Source organism: Thermomonospora echinospora (assembly GCF_900108175.1).
GTDB classification, from domain to species: Bacteria; Actinomycetota; Actinomycetes; order Streptosporangiales; family Streptosporangiaceae; genus Thermomonospora; species Thermomonospora echinospora.
In genome coordinates this window covers 60377-80984 of record NZ_FNVO01000022.1, presented here as the reverse complement: position 1 = coordinate 80984, position 20608 = coordinate 60377, and the positions used below count along the sequence as shown (strand labels likewise).

17 protein-coding genes are annotated in these 20608 nt (G+C 71.8%); 10 read left to right on the top strand and 7 right to left on the bottom strand.

Features of this window, described 5'->3' with window-relative positions; translation table 11 throughout:
- Positions 1-329: 329 nt before the first annotated feature.
- The 4 genes from C4U03_RS32805 to C4U03_RS32790 are packed head-to-tail and all read left to right on the top strand — an operon-like array spanning position 330 to position 4718.
- Complete coding sequence (locus C4U03_RS32805) at positions 330-1097, top strand: ABC transporter ATP-binding protein (protein ID WP_103943544.1); 768 nt, start codon at positions 330-332, stop codon at positions 1095-1097.
- Positions 1082-2884 (top strand): hypothetical protein, encoded by a 1803-nt coding sequence (locus C4U03_RS32800; protein ID WP_146087606.1) that lies wholly within the window; start codon positions 1082-1084, stop codon positions 2882-2884. Before C4U03_RS32805 ends, C4U03_RS32800 begins: the two co-directional genes overlap by 16 nt.
- Positions 2881-4101, top strand: a complete 1221-nt coding sequence (locus tag C4U03_RS32795) for a sensor histidine kinase (RefSeq protein WP_103943540.1) — start codon at positions 2881-2883, stop codon at positions 4099-4101. The genes C4U03_RS32800 and C4U03_RS32795 overlap by 4 nt, the downstream gene beginning before the upstream one ends.
- A complete protein-coding gene (locus C4U03_RS32790; RefSeq protein WP_103943538.1) occupies positions 4098-4718 on the top strand; it encodes a response regulator in 621 nt (206 codons plus the stop codon). The genes C4U03_RS32795 and C4U03_RS32790 overlap by 4 nt, the downstream gene beginning before the upstream one ends.
- Before the next feature lie 337 nt (positions 4719-5055).
- Here the strand turns inward: C4U03_RS32790 and C4U03_RS32785 are convergent, their stop codons facing one another.
- Together C4U03_RS32785 and C4U03_RS32780 are read right to left on the bottom strand one after the other, a co-directional pair.
- Complete coding sequence (locus C4U03_RS32785; RefSeq protein ID WP_103943536.1) at positions 5056-5703, bottom strand: response regulator; 648 nt, start codon at positions 5701-5703, stop codon at positions 5056-5058.
- On the bottom strand, positions 5700-6887 hold the full coding sequence (locus tag C4U03_RS32780; RefSeq protein ID WP_103943534.1) for a sensor histidine kinase: 1188 nt from the start codon (positions 6885-6887) through the stop codon (positions 5700-5702). Before C4U03_RS32780 ends, C4U03_RS32785 begins: the two co-directional genes overlap by 4 nt.
- A gap of 131 nt (positions 6888-7018) precedes the next feature.
- On the opposite strand from C4U03_RS32780, the gene C4U03_RS32775 reads away from it, so the two are divergent.
- On the top strand, positions 7019-8332 hold the full coding sequence (locus C4U03_RS32775) for an ABC1 kinase family protein (RefSeq protein WP_103943531.1): 1314 nt from the start codon (positions 7019-7021) through the stop codon (positions 8330-8332).
- A 273-nt stretch (positions 8333-8605) separates the two neighbouring features.
- Here the strand turns inward: C4U03_RS32775 and C4U03_RS32770 are convergent, their stop codons facing one another.
- Together C4U03_RS32770 and C4U03_RS32765 are read right to left on the bottom strand one after the other, a co-directional pair.
- On the bottom strand, positions 8606-9370 hold the full coding sequence (locus C4U03_RS32770; RefSeq protein WP_103943529.1) for a crotonase/enoyl-CoA hydratase family protein: 765 nt from the start codon (positions 9368-9370) through the stop codon (positions 8606-8608).
- A 30-nt stretch (positions 9371-9400) separates the two neighbouring features.
- Positions 9401-9715, bottom strand: coding sequence for a Rossmann-fold NAD(P)-binding domain-containing protein (locus tag C4U03_RS32765; RefSeq protein ID WP_103943527.1), 315 nt, complete (start codon positions 9713-9715; stop codon positions 9401-9403).
- Between the two features lie 80 nt (positions 9716-9795).
- Between C4U03_RS32765 and C4U03_RS32760 the strand changes: the two genes are divergently transcribed.
- The gene (locus C4U03_RS32760; protein ID WP_103943526.1) at positions 9796-11376 is read left to right on the top strand and encodes a class I adenylate-forming enzyme family protein; all 1581 of its coding nucleotides are present in this window, start codon (positions 9796-9798) and stop codon (positions 11374-11376) included.
- Between the two features lie 59 nt (positions 11377-11435).
- The gene (locus tag C4U03_RS32755) at positions 11436-12512 is read left to right on the top strand and encodes an acyl-CoA dehydrogenase family protein (RefSeq protein ID WP_103943524.1); all 1077 of its coding nucleotides are present in this window, start codon (positions 11436-11438) and stop codon (positions 12510-12512) included.
- A 153-nt stretch (positions 12513-12665) separates the two neighbouring features.
- On the opposite strand, the gene C4U03_RS32750 is transcribed toward C4U03_RS32755, so the two are convergent.
- The 3 genes from C4U03_RS32750 to C4U03_RS32740 form a co-directional block, all read right to left on the bottom strand.
- The gene (locus C4U03_RS32750) at positions 12666-13457 is read right to left on the bottom strand and encodes a FadR/GntR family transcriptional regulator (protein ID WP_103943522.1); all 792 of its coding nucleotides are present in this window, start codon (positions 13455-13457) and stop codon (positions 12666-12668) included.
- 89 nt (positions 13458-13546) lie between these two features.
- A complete protein-coding gene (locus C4U03_RS32745; RefSeq protein ID WP_103943520.1) occupies positions 13547-14542 on the bottom strand; it encodes an LLM class flavin-dependent oxidoreductase in 996 nt (331 codons plus the stop codon).
- A 155-nt stretch (positions 14543-14697) separates the two neighbouring features.
- A complete protein-coding gene (locus C4U03_RS32740) occupies positions 14698-16848 on the bottom strand; it encodes an acyl-CoA dehydrogenase (RefSeq protein WP_103943518.1) in 2151 nt (716 codons plus the stop codon).
- A 180-nt stretch (positions 16849-17028) separates the two neighbouring features.
- On the opposite strand from C4U03_RS32740, the gene C4U03_RS41425 reads away from it, so the two are divergent.
- The 3 genes from C4U03_RS41425 to C4U03_RS32730 all read left to right on the top strand — a co-directional run bounded on the left by C4U03_RS41425 (position 17029) and on the right by C4U03_RS32730 (position 20590).
- Entirely contained in the window at positions 17029-18249 is a 1221-nt protein-coding gene (locus C4U03_RS41425; protein ID WP_200827639.1) for an acyl-CoA dehydrogenase family protein, read from the top strand.
- Complete coding sequence (locus C4U03_RS41420; protein ID WP_200827638.1) at positions 18246-19376, top strand: acyl-CoA dehydrogenase family protein; 1131 nt, start codon at positions 18246-18248, stop codon at positions 19374-19376. The genes C4U03_RS41425 and C4U03_RS41420 overlap by 4 nt, the downstream gene beginning before the upstream one ends.
- Positions 19377-19444: 68 nt before the next feature.
- Positions 19445-20590: a thiolase family protein gene (locus tag C4U03_RS32730; RefSeq protein WP_103943516.1), complete on the top strand. Its 1146-nt coding sequence runs from the start codon at positions 19445-19447 to the stop codon at positions 20588-20590.
- Positions 20591-20608: the final 18 nt, after the last annotated feature.

Genomic DNA, 20608 nt, shown 5'->3' with positions numbered 1-20608 from the left:
ACCAGCGCCTGCCCTGCCCGTTCGCGCCCGGGTGACGGCTGCGACCAACAAGGCCGAGTCCTGCACCTGCCGCCCTGTCGCCCTACCTGCGCTCCCACATCACTCGGTTCGGGACCTACGCCACCGACGAGCTCACGCTCGTCCCCGCGGCGTTCAACCCCCTGCTGAAGGAGGTCGACTTCTCCGCCTTGGACCTGGCGGCGTGACGGGCGGGTTTCCGCATCCGATCGTCGGCCTCGGCGTCAACCGATCGGTTGATGCCGGGATCCACCGCTGCGATCACCGGACGGGCGATCCGCGACCGCCGCACCGGTCACGATGCTCGGTGCATGCGAACACAGCGGCAACCCGCACTCAGGACCACCGGGCTCCGTAAGGCGTTCGGTGACCACGTCGCGGTCGACGATGTCGGCCTGACGGTGCCCGCCGGATCGTTCTACGGCCTGGTCGGTCCGAACGGTGCGGGCAAGACGACCACGCTGGCGATGGCCGTGGGCCTGCTGCGTCCGGATGCGGGCAGGGCGGAGATCTTCGGTGTCGACGTCTGGCGTTCGGGCGTGGAGGCCAAGTCCCTGGTGGGCGTGCTGCCCGACGGGAACGCGATGCCGGAGCGGCTGACCGGTCGCGAGGTGCTCACCTACCTCGGCCTGCTGCGCGGTCTGCCGCCCGGCGTGGTGGCCGAGCGGGCGGCGGAACTGCTGAGCGTGCTGGAGCTGGATTCGGCCGAGCGGGCGCTGGTCATCGAGTACTCCACTGGCATGCGCAAGAAGATCGGGCTGGCCGTGGCGCTGCTGCACGCACCCCGGCTGCTGGTCCTCGACGAGCCGTTCGAGGCCGTCGACCCGGTCTCCGCGGCCACGATCAGGACGATCCTGCGCAGGTTCGTCACGGGTGGCGGCTCGGTGATCATCTCCAGTCATGTCATGGCCCTCGTCGAGCAGCTCTGCGACCACGTGGCCGTCATCTCCGGTGGCAGGGTGGCCGCGGCCGGTCCGCTGGCCGAGGTGCGTGGCGGCGGTTCCCTCGAGGAGGCCTTCATCGAGCTGGTCGGTGCCCGCGCCGAGGTACGGGAGGGACTGGCATGGCTCACGTCATGATCCGGATGCGGCTGGCGGTGCTACGGCACTCGATGCGCGGTGACCGGGCGACGACCCTGGTCTCGGGCGTGCTGGTCGGGCTGCTGCTGGCGGTGGGCACGATCGTGGTGGCCGTGCTCTGGCCGGAGCTGCTGCCGCTGACGCTGGCCGGCTGGCTGACCGGCTGGATCTTCGGTCCGGTGCTGAGCGGTGGCGGCGACGAGTCGCTCCGGCCCGAGTACTTCGCCATGATCCCGGCCACGCCGCGCCGGAGGGCCGCGGCGTTGCTGGCCGGGGCGTTCGCCGGGCCGGCCCCCGCGGTCACCTTCGCGGCGCTGCTCTCGCTGCCGGTCCACGGCTGGCGCTTTGGCCCGCTCGGCCTCCTGGCCGGGGTGTTCGCCGCGGTGCTCACGCTGGTCACGCTGGTGGTGGTGTCCCGGGTCGTGGTGGCGCTGCTGGCCCTGTTCGTCCGGTCGCGCGCCGCGGCCGCGGCCGCGGGTCTGGTCATGGGGTCGGCGCTCGCGCTGTGCGGCAACGGGTGGGCTCCGGCCGTCGCCCTCGGCGCGGGCGGCAGCCTGTCTGCCGGGGGCGGCCCGTCGTGGGTCGACGGCCTGCTCAAGGCGCTGCCGTCTGGGTGGGGCGTGGCCGCGGTCGAGTCGTCCTGGCCGGTCGCGCTTGGCATCCTGGCCGCCAACGGCGCGGCGGTGGCGCTGCTGCTGTCAGCCTGGGCCGCACTGCTGTCGCGGCGGGTGACCTCGGTCGCGCGCGGCGGCGTGCCGGCACGCCGCGGCAGGCCGCGCCCGTTTCCCCTGGTCGGTGGTGCCCGCGCGGTGGCCGCCAAGGAGTTGCGCGCCTGGTGGCGCGACCTGGTCCGGATCCAACTGCTGAGCATCGCGTTGTCCTACGCCCTGGTGTTCCCGCTGCTGCTCGTCACCCTCGACGTGTGGATCATGGTGCCGTTCACCGGACTGATCGCGGCGGTGATGGCGGCCGGCGCCTCGGCCAACATGTACGGCACGGACGGGACCGCGCTCTGGCTGACCCTGATGACGCCGGGCGCCGAACGCGCCGACGTCCGCGGCAGGCAGTTGGCCTGGCTGCTGGTCGTGGGCCCGCCCGCCGTCCTGCTCTCCCTGGTCGGCACCGCGGTCAGCGGCCAGGGCTGGGCCTGGCCGTGGGTGCTCGGCCTGCTGCCCGCCGTACTCGGCGGCGCGGCCGGGCTGATCGTTCTGGTCGCGGTCACCTCCCTGGTCCCCGGCACCGACCCGCACAAGCGCGGCGGCAACCCCCTCAGCACCGGCGCCGACGAGGGCGCGGAGACCGGGCTCATGTGGCTGATGCTGGTCGCGGTGCCCGCCACGGCGCTCCCTGTGGCCGGTGCGATCCTGCTCCAACCGTGGGCGGGCCTGCCGGTCGGGCTGGCCGGCGGCGCCCTCAGCGCCTGGGGACTGGGCAGGCTCGCCCATCTCAAGCTCGCCTCCGCCGGGCCGGAGCTGCTCAACCTCATGAAGCACGGCCCGGCTCCCACGCCGACGCGCTACCAGGGCAGGCTGGCGACGTCCGACCTCCCGTTCAAGCACCGCGCCGCGGTCACCTTCTGCTACTCCGTCGCCTGGCTGCCGCTGTTCCCCCAGGGGCTGGTGCCGATGGCCTTCAAGATCATCGGCGTTCGCGACCCCGTCTGGTTCCTCGCCCTGCACCTGCCCGAGGTCTGGCAGTGGCCCACGATCGCCTTCATGATCGCCCTCGGCCTGCTGCTGTACGGCTACGCCGTCATGATCCCGCTGCGCCTAAACTCCGCGTCATGACCGACCCCTTCCCCCCGTCGAAATGGGAACAGCGCTTCGAGCGCTTCGCGGAGTGGGTCCCCTACCTGACGCTCGGCGTCTCGCTGGCCATCAGCCTGGCCGTGCCCGGTCACCCGGCGGGCACGGTCCCGGCCACCCTGGCGCTCGCGGCGTTGGCGCTGGCCTGGCTGATCGGCGCGCACACCCTGCTGCCCGCCCGGCTGCGGGCCCGGCGGGCGGCGACCGTCATCCACTTCATCGGCGTGCTCACGACCGCCACCGCGCTCTCCCTGCGCGATCCCATCTTCATCATCTACACGATCTCCGGCTTCTTCCTGGCCGCTCGGTTCGCCCCGTCGAAATGGACGTTCGCCGCGGTGGCGGCGACCTCCACCGTCCTGTACGGCTCCACGATCGACTGGTTGCAGGCCAGTGTGCAGCTCCTCGCCTTCCACGTCGCGATCGTGACGCTGCAGACCCTCGCGATCGGCGGCGGGCACATCCTGAGCATCCGGGTCGAAGAACGGCAGCGCAGGTATCGCAAGGCGCTCGTGGACCTGGAGGCCGCCCTGGAGGAGAACGCCGGACTGCACGCCCAGCTCATGACGCAGGCGCACGAGGCGGGTGTGCTCGACGAACGGCAGCGAATGGCCCGCGAGATCCACGACACCCTGGCCCAGGGCCTGGCCGGAATCATCACCCAGCTCCGCGCCGCCAAGCGGGTGCCGGACGGCGCCGAGCACGTCGAGCTGGCCCTCGCCCTCGCCACCGAGAGCCTGGCCGAGGCCAGGAGGTCCGTCGACGCCCTGCGCCCGCAGCGGCTGGACGACGCCCACCTCCCCGAGGCGATGTCCGCCCTGGCCCGTGACTGGTCCGAGGCCTCCGGCGTCGAGCTGCACGTCGAGATCACCGGCGACCGGGTGCCGCTCAGCCCGGCCATCGAGGTCGCCCTGTTCCGCATCGCCCAGGAGGCGCTGACCAACATCGGCAAGCACGCCGCCGCCTCTCGGGCCGGCCTCACCCTGTCCTACGCCGGCGACGTCACGCTGCTCGACATTCGCGATGATGGCAAGGGCATCGACGGAAGCGGCGACGGGGGATTCGGCTTGAGCAGCATGAGACAGCGGGCGCGCGGCGTCGGCGGCACGCTGGAGATCGAGAGCGTCCCCGGCGAGGGCACCGCGATCAGCGCCAGCGTCCCCGCCCTGCAGGCCGGACCACAGGTGGGCGAGGCATGATCCGGCTGCTGATCGTCGACGACCACCCGATCGTGCGCGGCGGTCTGCGCGCGGCCTTCGAAACCGAGCCCGACATCGAGGTGGCCGGCGAGGCGGCCACCGGCCGCGAGGGGATCGAGCGGGCCGCGGCGCTCGGCGTCGACGTCGTGCTCATGGACCTGCGGATGCCCGAGATGGACGGGGTGGCCGCGATCACCGCGCTGCGCTCGTCTCATCCCGGGATCAAGACGCTGGTGCTGACGACCTTTGACGGCGACGTGGACGTGCTGCCCGCCATCGAGGCGGGCGCCACCGGCTACCTGCTCAAGGACGCGCCCACCGAGGAACTGCTGCGCGCGGTCCGCGCCGCTGCCGCCGGCGAGCCGGTGCTGTCGCCGTCCGTAGCCAGCCGGCTGATGGGCCAGGTGCGCCGGCCGGTCAAGGCCGCGCTCACCGACCGGGAGATACAGGTGCTCACCCTGGTCGCGGGTGGCGCGTCCAACCGCCAGGCCGCGGCCAAGCTGTTCATCAGCGAGGCCAGCATCAAAACCCACCTGCTGCACATCTACGACAAGCTCGGCGTGCGCGACCGCGCCGCCGCCGTCGGCGAAGCCTACCGCCGCGGCCTGCTCAGCTGACCCACTGAAAGCCCGGAGCCGAGTCGGCAGGCTCGCACCGCCCGGACAACGCGATGTGGTCATGCACGTCGGCTCGGATCGGCTTGACCGCCACCCGCCGCAGGAGCTGATCGAACCCCTTACACACCTCGCCCATCCCGCCCGCTCCAGACGCCCGCCCAGCCGGTAGCAGCCCACCAGCATGGCGAGAACAGCACCGTCCCTGGCCGCCTCGCAAGAACGGGACCGCCCCGGGCGCCGAAGAGACCACAATCCACGGGCTGGACCATCTGCCTGCCAGTCACCACCCGCCACCCCCGCAGTCGACCCCGTCGCCTCGCCCGTACCGGCATCACGGTCAGCCGGCGAGGCCGTGGCGGAGGGCGAAGATGACGGCTGCGGCCCGATCTCTGAGCTCGAGCTTGGTGAAGATGTGGCCGATGTGGGTCTTCACGGTTCCTTCAGCGATGTTCAGGCGGGCCGCGATCTCCGCGTTGGTGGCGCCGACGCCGATCAGGGACAGCACTTCACGTTCTCGCCGCGACAGCTCGACGACCAGGGCCGTCTCCGCCTGCCTCGGACGAAGGTCCGAACGGTAGGCGTCGAAGATCTGCGGTACGACGGCGGGATCCAGCCAGCCCTTCCCCGCGGCCACCGCCCGTGTCGCCTGGATGATCTCCTCGCCGGGTGCGTCCTTGAGGACGAAACCGGCCGCACCGGCCGTGAGCGCGGCGGCGACGACGTCCGGGTCGTCGAACATCGTGAGGATGAGCACGGCGGGCGCCCCGGGCCGACGCTGCAGCAGCCGGGTCGCCTCAGCACCGTCCATACGCCTCATGCGCACGTCCATGAGCACGACGTCGGGACGGTGGCGCACGGCGGCCCGCTCGACCTCGTCTCCGTCGGCGCATTCCCCCACGACTTCGAGGTCGGGTTCGCCGTCGAAGATCCGGATGAGACCGGAGCGTGTGAGCTGCTGGTCGTCCACGAGCAGCAACCTCGTCACCTGGCGGCCCTCCCCACGGGGATCGTCGCATGGACTGCCCAGCCCGATCCTTCCGGCTGCGCCCACAGGGTGCCGCCGAGCGCCGTGACCCGTTCCCGCATACCGATCAGGCCCAGGCCACCGCCCGCCGAGCGTCCCCCGGCGGCCGTGGAACCCTGATCGGCGACGGTCACGCGGACGAACCGCTCTCCGACGTCCACGGTGATGGAGGCGGCCGCGCCAGGTGCGTGCCGTGCGGTGTTGGACAAGGCCTCCTGCACGACCCGAAAGATCGCGAGTCCGGTCACGGGGTCGACGGCGCCCAGGTCACCGCGCGTGGTGAGATCGACGGCGAGGCCGCCGGAGCGGAGCTCTTCGACGAGTTCACCGATGTCCTCGGCCGTCGGAAGCGCCCGGGCCGTCGCGCCCTCCGCCCGCGCGGGGTCGCGCAGCAGGACCAGCCCGCGATGGACGTCGCGCACACTCTGCCGACCTGCCCGTTCCGCCTCCTCCAGGGCCTCGATCGTCGCCCGGGTGTCCCCCCGGAAGGCGGCGAGCCGGGCCGCGCCAATGTTCAGCAGTGCCGCGCCCAGCCCATGTCCGACCAGGTCGTGGACCTCACGGGCGATCTTCCGGCGCTCCTCGGCGACGGCCTCGCGATCGAGCCGCAGGCGGGCCTCGTAAAGCATGCCGTGGACTCTGAAGACCGAGCCGAGCAGGAGGAACCCGACCTCCCACATGATCCAGGCCGGCCAGAGAGGGAAATCCCCGGTGAGCAGATGCCGGGCCGGGGCGAGCAGCAGCGTCACCGGCACACACCAGGCCAGATCACGTCCCCCGCTCAGGACGGCCAGGTGGATCCAGACGGGTGCCGCGGCCACCGCCAGAGCACCGTCTGCGTAGCTGCCTTCGGCGAAGGGGAAGGGACGGAACCCGCCGGGGTCGCCGACGGCTGTCGGAGCCAGGAGGAGCGGCATCAGGGTCACGAGCGCGAGGAACGGCACCGATCCGGCCGGAGGTCGCCATGGCCGCGCCGCCTGTCGGCCCCACACCAGGATGAACCCGGTGACGAGCACGGTCCGGGCGACGGGAAGCGGCGAGAGGACGACCGCCGGAACCGCCCACGCCACACCTACCAGGGAGATGAACCGCAGCAGAGGCCGGGGAGGGGCGCCCCGCAGGAAACCGGTGTAGGTCCGTCCCATGGGCAGATCCTAGGCATCACGCGACCGCGTCGTCGTCGGACCGTGGTCGGATCGGATCACACCACGGTGATAGCCATACGGACGACCGGCGGCCGAGGCGACGACCCCTCTCTGCCGTTCACACTGACGTCATGAGATTCCAGGCGCTGAACCGGATGGTGCGGCTGTCGGCACTCCCGCTGGGCATCGCCGGACGAGCTGGGCTCGCGAGCGGGCTGAAAGTTCTCGGCAGGCTGACCGACGAATCCGCGTTGGAGTTGCACGAACGGACTGCCGACCAGCTTTTCGAGGTTCTGGGCGGCCTCAGGGGCGGGGTGATGAAGTTCGGTCAGGTGCTCTCGGTGTACGAGGCGGTGTTGCCGCCTTCGATCTCCGACGTCTACCGGGAACGCCTGGCCCGCCTGCAGGACGCGGCCCGCCCAGAGAGCGTCGACATGGTCTACCGCGTGATGGCGCAGGACATCGGCCCCACCTGGCAGGACCTTTTCGCCTCCTTCGAATTCGATGCCGCCGCAGCGGCCTCGCTCGGCCAGGTACACCGGGCGGTGTGGCACGACGGCCGCTCCGTCGCGGTCAAACTGCAGTATCCCGACGCCCGGGAACAACTACTCGGCGACCGCGACCTGCTCGTCTTCGCGATGCGCTGGTTCACCTCGCTCGTGGCCCCCGAACTCGACGGCAGGGCACTGGCCGTCGAACTGATGGACCGGATCGCCGAAGAGCTCGACTACGAACACGAGGCGCAGGCACAGAGCACATTCCGCTCCGGCTTCAGCACCGACTCAGACTTCCACATCCCCGAAGTCATCCTGCAGAACGGCGGAGTCCTCGTCTCCGAGTGGATCGACGGTACGCCACTGGCGCAGATCATCTCATCGGGCAGCCAGACGGAACGCGACCGCGCCGGCCTGCTGCTCACCCGCCTCATGTTCTCGGGCATCCCCCGCTGCGGTCTCATGCACGGCGACCCCCACCCCGGAAACTTTCGCCTGCAGGACGACGGCCGCCTGGGCGTCCTGGATTTCGGCGCCGTCCACCACCACTCGCCCGGTACCGAGAGCCCCCTCCAAAAGTGGATGCGCATCCACCTCGCGGACGACTCTGAACAACTCCTGCACATCCTGCGTGAGCTGGAGTTCCTCCCCCCGGGCATACGTGTGGACGCCGAACGCCTAAAGGACCTCTTCGCTCGAACCGGTGCCCCAGTGCACACCGACCTCTTCAAGTTCGACGCCGCTTACCTGCGCGACGCCTTGGGAGGACTCACCGCCTCGATGCCCGTCGGCCTCAGCCTGGCCTTCCCCCCGAATCTCGTCCAAGCCCAGCGGGCACTCGGCGTCGCCATCGGCGTCCTGTGCCAGCTCGAAGCCGAGGTTCCTTTCCGAGACGAAGGAATCCGCTGGCTCAGCCCGACACTTCAGAACCAGTCCCACTCACAGTACTAGTGTCTTGTAATTGGAAGTCGGCTCATTTTGAGTTGTTGGCGAGCAGCTTCTTGAAGTCCCGGTGCAGGATCCTGACTTTGATGATGACCTGGTCCAGGGCCGCCGTCCACTCGAACGGCCTGTGCTGAGCGGTCCAGTCACCGATAAGCCATCTTCGTCGTTGTTCCAAGAGTCTCCGCGGGGCCGGCGGAAACGGCTCTGGTCAGGGAGACGGACATCAGGACCCCGGTTCGGTGACGTGTCGACCAGGCCGGGACCCTGACGGCGGCTCGGCTACTCGCCGCGCCAGACGGGCGGGCGCTTCTCGGCGAAGGCGGTGGCGCCTTCGCGGGCGTCGGCGGAGGTGAGCACCGGATGGATGACCTGGTCCTGCTTGGCGAACGCCTCGTCGGAGGACCAGTCGGCGGAGGCGACGATGACCTCCTTGGTGGCGGCGACGGCCAGCGGGGCGTTGGCGGCGATGGCCTCGGCCAGCGCGCGGGCGGCCTCCAGGGCCTTGCCGGGTGCGGTGATCTCGGTGACCAGCCCGTGCCGTTCGGCCTCGGGGGCGGTGAGGAAGTCGCCGGTCAGCGCCAGCCGCATGGCCACCGCGTAGGGGACGCGGCGGGGCAGCCGCAGCAGCCCGCCCGCGCCGGCGACCAGGCCGCGCTTGACCTCGGGGATGCCGAACCTGGCGTCCTCGGCGGCCACGATCAGGTCGCAGGCCAGCGCGATCTCGCAGCCGCCGGCCAGCGCGTAGCCCTCGACGGCGGCGATCACGGGCTTGCGCGGGGGCTTGTGCGCGATGCCGGCGAAGCCGCGCTCGGGGTGCACGACGTTCTCGCCCGCCACGAACGCCTTCAGGTCCATGCCCGAGCAGAACGTCCCGCCCGCACCGGTGATCACGGCGGCGGTCAGGTCCTTGCGGGACTCGAACTCCTCCAGCGCCGCGGCGATGCCGTCACTGACGGCGCGGTTGACGGCGTTGCGGGCCTGGGGGCGGTTGATGGTGATGACGGTGACCCCGCCGGAGTGCTCGACCAGTACCTCGTCCGACATGAAGACTCCTTGGACTCGACGTGGGGCGGATCAGCGGGGGGCCACGCGGATGGTGCCGTCCAGGCGGACGGTCTCGCCGTCCACCGGCTCGTTGGCGGCCATGGCGGCGGCGCCCAGCCGCAGTGCGTTGCAGGAGCCGATCAGGTTGACGCCGATGGCCTGCTCGAAGCCGGGCAGGCCGCCGGGCGTGCCGTCGCGGCCCACCATCCGGATGGGATTGCCGATGCCGGTGCAGTGCACGACCGCGCGCAGCGGCCCGGCCTCCTGGGCGGCAGCGATGGCGGTCTGCGACCGCTCGGTGGAGGTGACGTCGGTGACGAGCGCGCTGGTGCCCTCAATGCGCATGAAGTGTCTCCCACGATGGATGACGGACCCAGTCGGACTAACATAGACTACTTCGTGAACTATGTTTGTCGGGAGGTGGGATGGTGTCCGAAACGGCAGGTCACCAGGGGTCCGGGGAAGGCGGTCTCGGCGCCGCGCTGTGTGCCGGAGCCGCCAGGCACGGCTCGACGGCGCTGGTGTTCCACGGTCCTCGGGGCACCGAGAGCACGAACCTGCGGTCAGTGCACGACCGGGCTCTGCGAGTGGCGGCGGGCCTGGCCGCCCTGGGCGTCGGGCCCGGCGACGTGGTGGCGCTCCAGCTGACCAGCCGTCTGGAGAGCGCGATCGCGCACGCGGCGGTGCTGTTGCGCGGTGCCGTGGTGCTCCCCATCGTCCCGATCTACGGCCTGCGCGAGGTCGGGTTCGTGCTGCGGCAGTCCGGTGCCGCCGCTCTGATCGCGTTCGCCGGGCGGGCCGGTGAAGTGCTCGCCATGCGGGACGGCCTGCCGCGCCTGCGGCAAGTGATCGCCGTTGCGGATGGATCCGGTGCCGTCCAGGGAGCGGCCTCCTGGGAATCGCTGCAGGAGCACGCGCCCCTCGGGCCGCTGGAGCCGGCCGATCCGGACGACGTCTGTGTGCTCGTCTACACCTCCGGCACCACCGCAGACCCCAAGGGCGTACAGCACACCCACCGCTCGATGCTCGCCGAACTGACCACCATGGCCGAGATGCGGGCCGGGTACGGCGCGGACTTCGGCTACCTGGACGCCTTCCCGCCCGGGCACGTCGCCGGGCTGAACGTGCTGCTGCGAGCCCTGATCTACGGGGTGCCGACGGTGTTCATGGAGCGCTGGGACGCCGAAACCGCCCTGGACATCGTGCACCGTCACGGGGTGACGGCCTCGGCGGGCGTGCCGTTTCACCTGGCGGCGCTGCTGGACGCCGCCGAGCGGACTGGGCGCGGGGTCGGCGGTCTTCGCGAATATCTGGTGGGCGCCGCGAGCGTGCCGCCTGTCCTGGTGGAGCGCGCCGAGCGCACCGGGATCGCCGCCTACCGTGCCTACGGCTCCAGCGAGCACCCGACCATCAGCTCCGGCGGCGTCGACGACCCCCGCGACAAACGGGCCACGACCGACGGACGGCCGATGCCCGGCACGCAGGTGCGCATCGTCGACGCCAAGGGCCGGGACCTGCCGCCCGGGCGTGAGGGCGAGATCCTCTCGCGCGGTCCTGAGCTGTTCGCCGGCTACCGCGACCCGGCGCTGAACGCGGAAGCGTTCACCACCGACGGCTGGCTGCGCACCGGTGACGTCGGGCGGATGGACGAGGACGGCTACCTGACCATCACCGACCGGCTCAAGGACATCATCGTGCGGGGCGGGGAGAAGATCTCCTCCAAGGAGGTCGAGGACCTGCTGTCCGTCCATCCCGCCGTCGCCGAGACCGTCGCCGTGGCCGAACCCGACGAGCGCTACGGGGAGCGGGTCTGCGCGTTCGTCGTCCTGCGGCAAGGGTGCCACCTCGACCTGGACGCTGTGCGCGACCACTTCGCCGCCCATGGCGCCGCCCGGCAGAAGACCCCCGAGCGGCTGATGGTGGTGGAAGCGCTGCCGCGCACCGCGGCCGGCAAGGTCCGCAAGCACGAGCTCAGGGGCATCCTGCAGAGCAACCAGAACAGATAACTCAGTAACTCATGTCATGGGCGCGGTGGACCCAGGCCGTGGGGCGGGAGGATGACGATATGGAACTCATGATCAGCGACGAGCAGGAGGCACTCGTCGAGACGGTGCGCCAGTGGCTGGAACGGCACACCGATCTGGTGGCGGCCCACGCGGACCGCGGTGAGGCGGCCCTGGCGCGGCCCGAGGACTTCCGGGCGGCGGCGGAGCTGGGCCTGGTGGGACTGCTGCGCACCGCCGAGGGCGGCTCCCATGCCGACCTCGCGCTGATCGTGGAGGAACTCGGCCGCGCAGCGTCCCCGCTTCCCCTGGGGCAGGCCGGTCTGGTGTGCCGGGCTCTGGACGAAGCCGGCCTCGCCCCGGACGTCGCCGACCAGGCCGCCATGGGAGCCGTGCTCGTGGTGCCCGTTGTGCCCGAGCCGGGGAAGTCACTGGTGAAGGCATCCCACGGACCGGACGACGGGCTGACGCTGCACGGGCGGATTCCCGTGGTGATCGGGGCGCCGGGCGCCGACCGGTTGCTGGTCGCCGCCGTGAGTGCCGGAGGCGACCCGGTGCTGGCGCTGGTCGCATCGAACGCCCCTGGGTTGAGCCGGACGGTGCGCACATCGCTCGACATCACCCGCGACTTCGCCGCCGTGACGCTCGACGGGGTGCAGGCCGAAGCCGGGGCATGGGCGACCGTGCCGCAGGAGACGGTGGACTCCCTCGGCGACGCCCTGGCGTTGCATCACGCTGCCGACGCACTCGGCGCCGCCGACCGGCTGCTGGTGATGACGGTCCGGTACGTCCAGGAGCGGCAGCAGTTCGGCCGGGTGGTCGGCGGGTTCCAGGCGGTCAAGCACCACTGCGCCAACATGGCGGTAGACGTCGAATCCGCCCGCGTGACGGTGCGCGCCGCCGCCCGTGCGCTGGACACCGGTGACACCGGCGCCCGGCGGGTCAGGGTCGCCGAGGCGGCCGTGATCGCCGGTGAGGCGTGCTCGCGGGTGGCCGGGACGGCGCTGCAACTGCACGGCGGCATGGGCTTCACCTGGGAACACGACCTGCATTTGTACCTGCGCCGGATCAAGACCGGGGAACTGCTGGGCGGCACGCCCCGGCACCACCGCGCCCGGCTGCTGGACCTGGTCGCCTGACCTCGCCCCCCTCCAAGCGCCGACAGGGCGCGTCACTGGTCCCGTCGTCACATGGCCGCGCCACGCGCCTGCGCCGGTAACCGGCCGCCCGTGGACACCTCGTCCTGGGCCCGCCTCCGGGCCGGGGTGTTCGCTGTGCTCGGGCTGGCGCTCTTACTCCAGGATGTCGATGATCTGGGTGGCCTCACGGCCGGCCAGCACCAGCTCGTCGGCCAGTTGCAGATGCTTGTGCCAGAATTTCTCGGCTGCGTCGCCGTCGCCGGCGCGCACCAGCCTGACCAGCTTCTCGTAGGCGCGCAGCGCGCGGTCGTAGTCGCCCGGTGTGCCCGTGGCCTCGCTGGCCCGTACGGACGCCTGGGTCTGCCGCAGGATGATCTCGTGCACCATTCCGGCCATGAGCGCCAGTGTCCGGTTGCCCGACAGCTCGACCAGCCTCAGGTGGAATCGGGCGCTGCCGATGGCGAACTGCTCGGCGTTGCCGAGGTTGGCGCGTTCGAGCTCCAGCTCCTCCTCCAGCGCCGCGTACCGCTGCTCGTCGCCACTGAGCGCCAGCAGTCGGGCGGCCGGGGGCTCAATGGCGCTACGGGCCACGTAGACGTCACCCAACGTGGCCTTGCCGAGCTGTAGAAGCAGCCCGGCCGGCCGGGCCACCGCCTCCGGTCCGGGCACCCTCACCCGGGCCCCGGTCCGGGAGCCGCGGCGCAGTTCGATCAGGCCCTCGGACTCCAGGACCCGGAACGCCTCGCGGAGCGTGGGGCGGGAGACCCCGAAGTGCTCCATCAACGTGGCCTCGTTGGGCAGGTAGTCGCCGTCGGAGAGCGAGCCCTCCACGATCATGCGCCGCAGCCTGCGGGCCACCAGCTCTCCGGTCTTGGGCGGCCGAACGCCGTCGGACGGCAGGGCGGCCGACAGGCCGCGCCCGGCCTTGGACTCCGGCAGTGCCATGGACGATCGCCCCTTTCCGGTTCGGTGCCACCCGCGTCATTACGGCCGGCACCGGACTTACTTGGTGCACAAGGGTATCTACTCGTAGGTCACTTGACGTCGTTCATGAGCCGTACGGCCGCCGTCGCATACCGCTGCCGGCGGCGCTCTCCCACCAGAAAGGCGGGGGAGGACAGGAATGCCAGGTCGGGCAGCGACGTGCGGGCCGTCAGCCGCTGCCGGGCCTCCTCGGTCGTGCCGTACAGCGCGATCGCATCGAGCATCCCGTCGGTCACCGCCGCCGCCATGCCGTCGGTGTCCCAGGCGCGGAAGGCCTGACGGATGCGGGCGGTCTCCTCCTGCCAGCCGTGCAGCTCGACCAGCGTGTCGTAGGTCTTGACGGTGAGATAGAAGGCGATCTGCAACTGCGCCTCGCGACGGGCCCGCGCGGGGTCCTCGTCGTCGATCGAGGTGATCAGCCAGCCCCAGCGGCGCAACCTGGCCGGGTCGCGGCCCGCGGCGGTGGCGCCCTCGGCCAGTTCGGGGCCGACGACCTCGTTCCACCAGCGATCGGTGAACACTCCGTGGCCCAGCACCCCGTCGGCGACCTTCCCCGCGGTGCGCAGCATCCGCCGGTTGAACGCGCCGATGAGGATCGGGACGTCGAGCCGGCCGAAGACCGGAGCCCGGATGTCGGCGTTGATCGGGTAGAACTCGCCCTCGTGGACAATGCGCCCGCCGTTCTCGGCCTCCAGGTAGCTGCGGATGGCCCCGATCAGGTCTTCCATCCGCCGTACCGGCTCGCCGGCGTCGACGGCGAACCAGTCGGCGTTCATCCGGCGGGTGCCCGAGCCCAGCCCCAGGAAGAGCCGACCCGGCGCCCGCCTGGACAGGTGGCGCAGCGCCGAGGCGTGGACGAACGGCGAACGGGCGAAGGCGTAGGCGATGCCCGGCCCGATCATGGCGCGCTCGGTGCCCGCCGCCATCTCACCGGTCGTGAGATAGGCGTTGGTGTCGGCGAACTCGCCGGCGCAGAAGGCGGTGGCGCCCGCCCGCTCGGCCTCGGCCGCCACCTGCGCGCCCGGCCAAGGCAGTCCCCATTCCACGGACGTCCTCCTCGTCATGGCCCCAGTGGGGCATATAATAGTTAACCTAGTAAACCATGTTATCCGTTGGGTGTGTATGCCCGGTCGCCGCGACATCGCCGCGGTGTCCCGTCTTCGGGTGCCGGGGCCCGGGTGAGGACGGCGGTGCACGCGGGCTAAGAGGTCAACGGATCGCGGGGCAGCCCCAGCAGCCGCTCGGCGATGACGTTGCGTCCGATCTCGGAGGTGCCGCCCGCGATGGTGAGGCACCGGTCGAAGAGGTACTCGAAGGTCACCTCGGGCTCGCCACCGGACACCGCCGCGGGCCCGGCGATGCGGACGGCGAGTTTGGTGACGTGCTGGGCGTGCTCGGCCGACAGCAGCTTGGTGATGTTGCCCTCTGGCCCGGGAGGGCCTCCGGCGACTGCCCGTGCCGCCTGGCGCAGGTTGAGCAGCCGCATGGCCTGCTCCTCGGCGATGAGCCGTGCCACCGCACGCTCCTCACCGCCCCCGCCGGCACCGTGCCGGTCCAGCAGCGACAGCAGGGCGGCGGCGGCCAGGCCGCGCTGCGAGCCGCCTCCGATGCTCACCCGCTCGTTGCCCAGCGTCGCCCTGGCCACCGTCCACCCCTGGTTCACTTCGCCCACCACATCCGCGTCGGGGACGAACACCTCGTCGAAGAAGACCTCGTTGAACAGCGACTCGCCGGTGATCTCGCGCAGCGGGCGGACGGTGACGCCCTCGGCCTCCATGTCCACGACCAGCGCGGTGATGCCCTTGTGCTTGGGCGCGTGGGAGTCGGTGCGCACGGTGGCCAGCCCGCGATTGCAGACCTGGGCGCCGCTGGTCCACACCTTCTGACCGGTGATCCGCCAGCCGCCCTCGACCCGCACGGCCCTGGTCTGCACCGCCGCCGCGTCCGAGCCCGCGCCGGGCTCGCTGAACAGCTGGCACCAGCGCAGCTCGCCGAGCAGGCTGGGCCGGATCCAGCGTTCGATCTGCTCGGGGGTGCCGTGCTGGGCCAGGGTGAGCGTCACCCACCCGCCGATGCCCAGGCTGGGCTGTTCGATCCCGGCGAGTTCCTCTTCGATCACCAGTTGCTCGACGGCGCCGGCCGCGCGGCCCCAGGGGCGGGGCCAGTGCGGCACCAGGTAGCCGGAGTCGACCAGCGCGGTGCGCCGCTCGTCGGCGGGCAGACCGGCGTAGCGCTCGGCGAACGCGCGGGCGTCGGCACGGAACGCCTCGGCCTCCGGTGGCAGGTCGATGGCGTGACGACGGACGGCGCCGGCGCGGGTGAGCCGGACGATCTCGTCCTCAGCCGCCGGGACAGGGCCGAACAGCGCTGCCGAGGCGACCGCGCGCCGCAGGTACAGGTGAGCGTCGTGTTCCCAGGTGAAGCCGATGCCGCCGTGCACCTGGATGTTGACCTGGGCATTGCGCACGGCGGCGTCCAACGCCGTCGGCACGGCCACCGCGCAGGCCTGCGCCGACTCCGCCGACCCGAACGCGCGGGCGGCGTCCCAGGCTGCGGCGGTGGCCAGCTCGGCGGCCACCAGCATGTCGGCGCAGTGGTGCTTGACCGCCTGGAAGCTGCCGATCGTCCGCCCGAACTGCACCCGCACCTTGGCGTACTCGACGGCCATCTCGGTGCAGGCGTGGGCGATCCCGGCGGCCTCCGCGGCGGCTAGCACGCGGGCCAGCGCCACCGCCGTCGCGCGGGCGCCGGGCAGCACCCGTACGGCGTCCACCACGACGTCCTCCAGATGGACGGCCACCGTCCTCCGGGTGAGGTCCAGGCTCTCCAGCGGCGTGGTACGCACCCCGGGAGACGCGGAGTCCACTACGACGAGGTCATCGCCCACGGGCAGCACCAGCACACAGGTCGGCGTCGCGCCGGCCACCGGACCGGCCTGCCCGCTCACCCGGCCGTCGCTGCTCCAGGTCAGCGAACCCTCCAGAGCCACGGCCGCGAGCCGTGAGCCGTCGGCCAGTGTCGGCAGGTACCGGCGGAGGACCTCCTCTGACCCGGTGGCGGCCAGCACCCCGGACGCCAGCACGGTCGGCAGGAACGGGCCCGGGGCCACGACCCGCCCCATCTCCTCGACCACGACGGCCAGCTCGGGGATCCCGAACCCCTGGCCGCCGTACTCCTCGGGCAGATGCAGCCCAGGCCAGCCCAGCTCGCACAACCGCTTCCAGAACGGCGGCAGGACCGCTCCGTCCTCCTCCAGCAGGCGTCTAGCCGCCGCGCGGACATCGTGTTCGGCGAGGAAGGCGCGCGCGACCTCGGCCAGCGCGCGGTGCTCGTCTGTGATCGCCAGGGCCATCGCCCCTCCAGTTCAAGCAGCGTCCAGAGTCATCCGGAAGCCGTCGAGCGGACTCGCGGCGCCGGACGCCGTCCGCCCTCTTGCCTCCAGCAATCGTATGGTAGATAACCTAGTAAACCACGTATGCTCCGTTGGGCGCGTACACCACGGTTGACGCGACATTGCTGTGAGGAGATGCCCATGGCCACCGTGCCGGCCGTCCCGGCCGAGGACGCCGAGCCCTCATCCGGCGGTGCACCACGGCCGCCGGAGTGGCGGGTCCGGTTGCGGGAGTTCCTGGCCGCGCATGCGGGCCGCCCGCCCCAAGACAAGGCCGAGCGCCTGGCCTGGGCCCGCGGCTTCCACGCCGACCTGGAGGAGGCGGGGCTGGCCGCCCCCGGCTGGCCCGTCGAGGCGGGCGGCATGGGGCTGGAACTGGCCGACCAACTCGCCTACCACCAGGAGATGACCCGTGCCCGGGCGCCCAAGCACCCGTGCGGGCTGTCGTTCATCGTGGCGCCCACCCTGATCATGCACGGCACCCCCGAGCAGCGCGAGCGCTTCCTGCGGCCGCTGCTGCGGGCCGACGAGCTGTGGTGCCAGGGCTTCTCCGAGCCGGGCGCCGGCAGCGATCTGACCGCGCTGAGCACCCGTGCGGTGCGCGTCCAGGACAGCGACGGCGATCACTACCTGGTGACCGGGCAGAAGGTGTGGACCACCATGGCCGACCAGGCCGACTGGATGTTCGCGCTGGTGCGCACCGGGTCGCCCGGCCCCGGCGGCGCGGGCATCAGCTACCTGCTCATCCCCATGGACGCCGAGGGCGTCACCGTCCGCCCGCTGCGCGACATCAGCGGTGGCGCGCACTTCGCCGAGGTCTTCTTCGACGGGGTCCGCGTGCCGGCGGCCAATCTGGTCGGCGAGGAGAACAAGGGCTGGGCGATCGCCCGCACAAGCCTGGGCCACGAGCGCGCCACCGCGTTCCTGTCGGATGAGTTCCGCTACCGCCGCATCGTGGACGAACTGCTTTCGCTGGCGGCACGGACAGGGGCCGCCGCCGACCCCGTCGTGCGCCAGTCGCTGGCCCGGATCGAGGCGTCGGTGCGGGTGCTGGCCTCCAACAGCCGCCGGGCGCTGGACCTGGTGCTCCAGGGGAGTGATCCCGGGCCCGCCGCATCGGTGAACCGCCTGGTCAAGTCCGAGTTCGAGCAGGAGCTGCACGAGGTCGCGCTGCGTGTGCTCGGGCCGGACGCCGTGCTGGGCAACCGGGAGCGCACTGCCCCGGAACGCGGCCGCTGGACCTACGGCTACCTGATGAGCCGGGCGTCCACCATCGGCGCCGGGACCGCGGAGATTCAGCGCAACACCATCGCCGAGAAGGTGCTCGGCCTGCCGTCCCACCGTGGGGAGACCCGGTCATGACGACGACCGTTGGGATCGAGAAGGACCTGCGTGAGGCACTGGGCCGACTGCTGGCCGAGCGCTGTGACCATGAGCATGTCGCCGCGCTCGCCGACGGGCCGCAGGAGTGGGACCGCGACCTGTGGGCCGAACTGGCGGCCATGGGGCTGCCCGGCCTGGTGGTGCCACCCGAACACGGCGGCGAGGGGATGGGTTTCGCGCTCGCCGCGGCCGCCCAGGAGGAACTGGGCCGCAGGCTGGCCCCGGTGCCCGCGATGTCCACGACGGCGGTGCAGGCCGCGCTGCTGGCCTCCGGAGACTCGGCCGAGGCGGCCCGCTGGCTGCCGCGCCTGACCTCCGGTGAGGTCACCGCCGCGGTCGCGGCCGGACGGACCGTGGACGGCTGGGCCATGGCCGACGACGTGCGGGCCACGCGCGCACCCGGCGGATGGAGGCTGAGCGGCAGGGTGCCCGTGGTCGCCGACGCGGCCGCCGCGGGACTGCTGCTGGTGGCCGCCGGCGCCGACGGGGACCCCGCGCTGTTCCTGGTGGACGCCACGGTGAAGGGCGTCCGGATCGACAGGCTCGACGCGCTGGACCCGACCCGGCCGCTGGCCGGCGTCCGGATGGACGGCGTCCCCGCCGGACGACTGGCCGGGCACGAGGAGTTCACCGAGGTCTTCCAAGCGGCCGAGCGGGCGGCGCTGGTCCTGCTCGCCGCCGACGCGGTCGGAGTGGCCGCCCAGGCGATGGACATGGCCGTGGAGTACGCCGGGACGCGGCGGCAGTTCGGCCGTGCCATCGGCTCCTTCCAGGCGATCTCGCACCGCTGTGCCGACATGCTGGTGGCCGTCGAGTCCTCCCGGGCGCTCGTCGCCGCGGCGGCCGCCTCCCTCGACGACCCGTCCGAGGACACCGCCGTCGCCGTCGACCTGGCCGCCGCGCACGCCCTGGAGACCGCCGTCAGGGTGACCGGGGGATGCGTCCAGGTCCACGGCGGGATGGGCTTCACCTGGGAGCACCCGGCCCACCGTTACCTGCGGCGGGCCAAGGCCGCCGAGTCGCTCGTCGCCCTGCCGGACCGGCTGCGCGACCGGGCCGCCGCCGCACTGGTGGCGCGGCTCGATCACGATAACGAAGACAACTAAGTAGCCTTATTGCCTATCTTGGTCGCAGGCGCCCGAAGGCGGGAACCTCGCGGCGAGGGAGAGAGCCCATGCGCGATGCTGTGATCGTCGAGGCCGTCCGCACTCCGGTCGGCCGACGCAACGGCGCCCTGTCTGGCGTGCACCCGGTCGACCTGTCCGCCCATGTGCTGACGGCTCTGATTGGGCGGACGGGGGTAGCCCCCGAACTGGTCGATGACGTCATCTGGGGTTGTGTGCAGCAGGTCGGCGACCAGGCCAACAACATCGCGCGCAACGCGGTGCTGTCGGCCGGCTGGCCGGAGTCGGTGCCCGGCACCTCGGTGGACCGCCAGTGCGGCTCCTCCCAGCAGGCGGTTCACTTCGCCGCCGCGGGACTGATCGCCGGCCACTACGACATCGTCGTGGCCGGCGGTGTGGAGAGCATGTCCCGCGTTCCGATGGGCACCTCCGCGCTCGACCGGAACCCCATGGGCCCCGGCTTCGAGCGCCGCTACGGCATCGCAAGGGCCAACCAGGGCCTCGGCGCCGAGATGATCGTCGAACGGTGGGGCCTGTCCCGCACACAGCTGGACGAGTTCTCCCTGGCCTCGCACGCCAAGGCCGCCGCGGCGATCGACGAGGGTCGCTTCACCGGTCAGATCGCCCCCTACACCCTGCCGGACGGCACCGTCGTCGACACCGATGAGGGCGTGCGGCGCGGCGGCACCCTGGAGACGCTGGCCAAGCTCAAGCCCGCCTTCAAGGAGGACGGCGTCATCCACGCCGGCAACAGCTCGCAGATCAGCGACGGCGCCGCCGGGCTGCTGATGACCACCTCCGAGAAGGCCGCGGAGCTGGGCCTGACCCCCATCGCCCGGATCCACACCGCCGTGCTCGCCGCCGCCGATCCGGTGATCATGCTGACCGCCCCGATCCCCGCCACCGTCAAGGCGCTCAAGCGCAGCGGCTTGACCCCCGACCAGATCGGCGCCCACGAGGTCAACGAGGCGTTCGCGCCGGTGCCGCTGGCCTGGCTCGCCGAGATCGGTGCCGACGACAGCGCCCTCAACGTCAACGGCGGCGCCATCGCGCTCGGCCACCCGCTGGGCGGCAGTGGCGCCCGGATCATGACCACCCTGGTCCACCACATGCGCGACGCGGGGGTGCGGTACGGGCTCCAGACCATGTGCGAGGGCGGTGGCATGGCCAACGCCACCATCCTCGAACTGCTGTGACCGCGGCCTCTCACATGG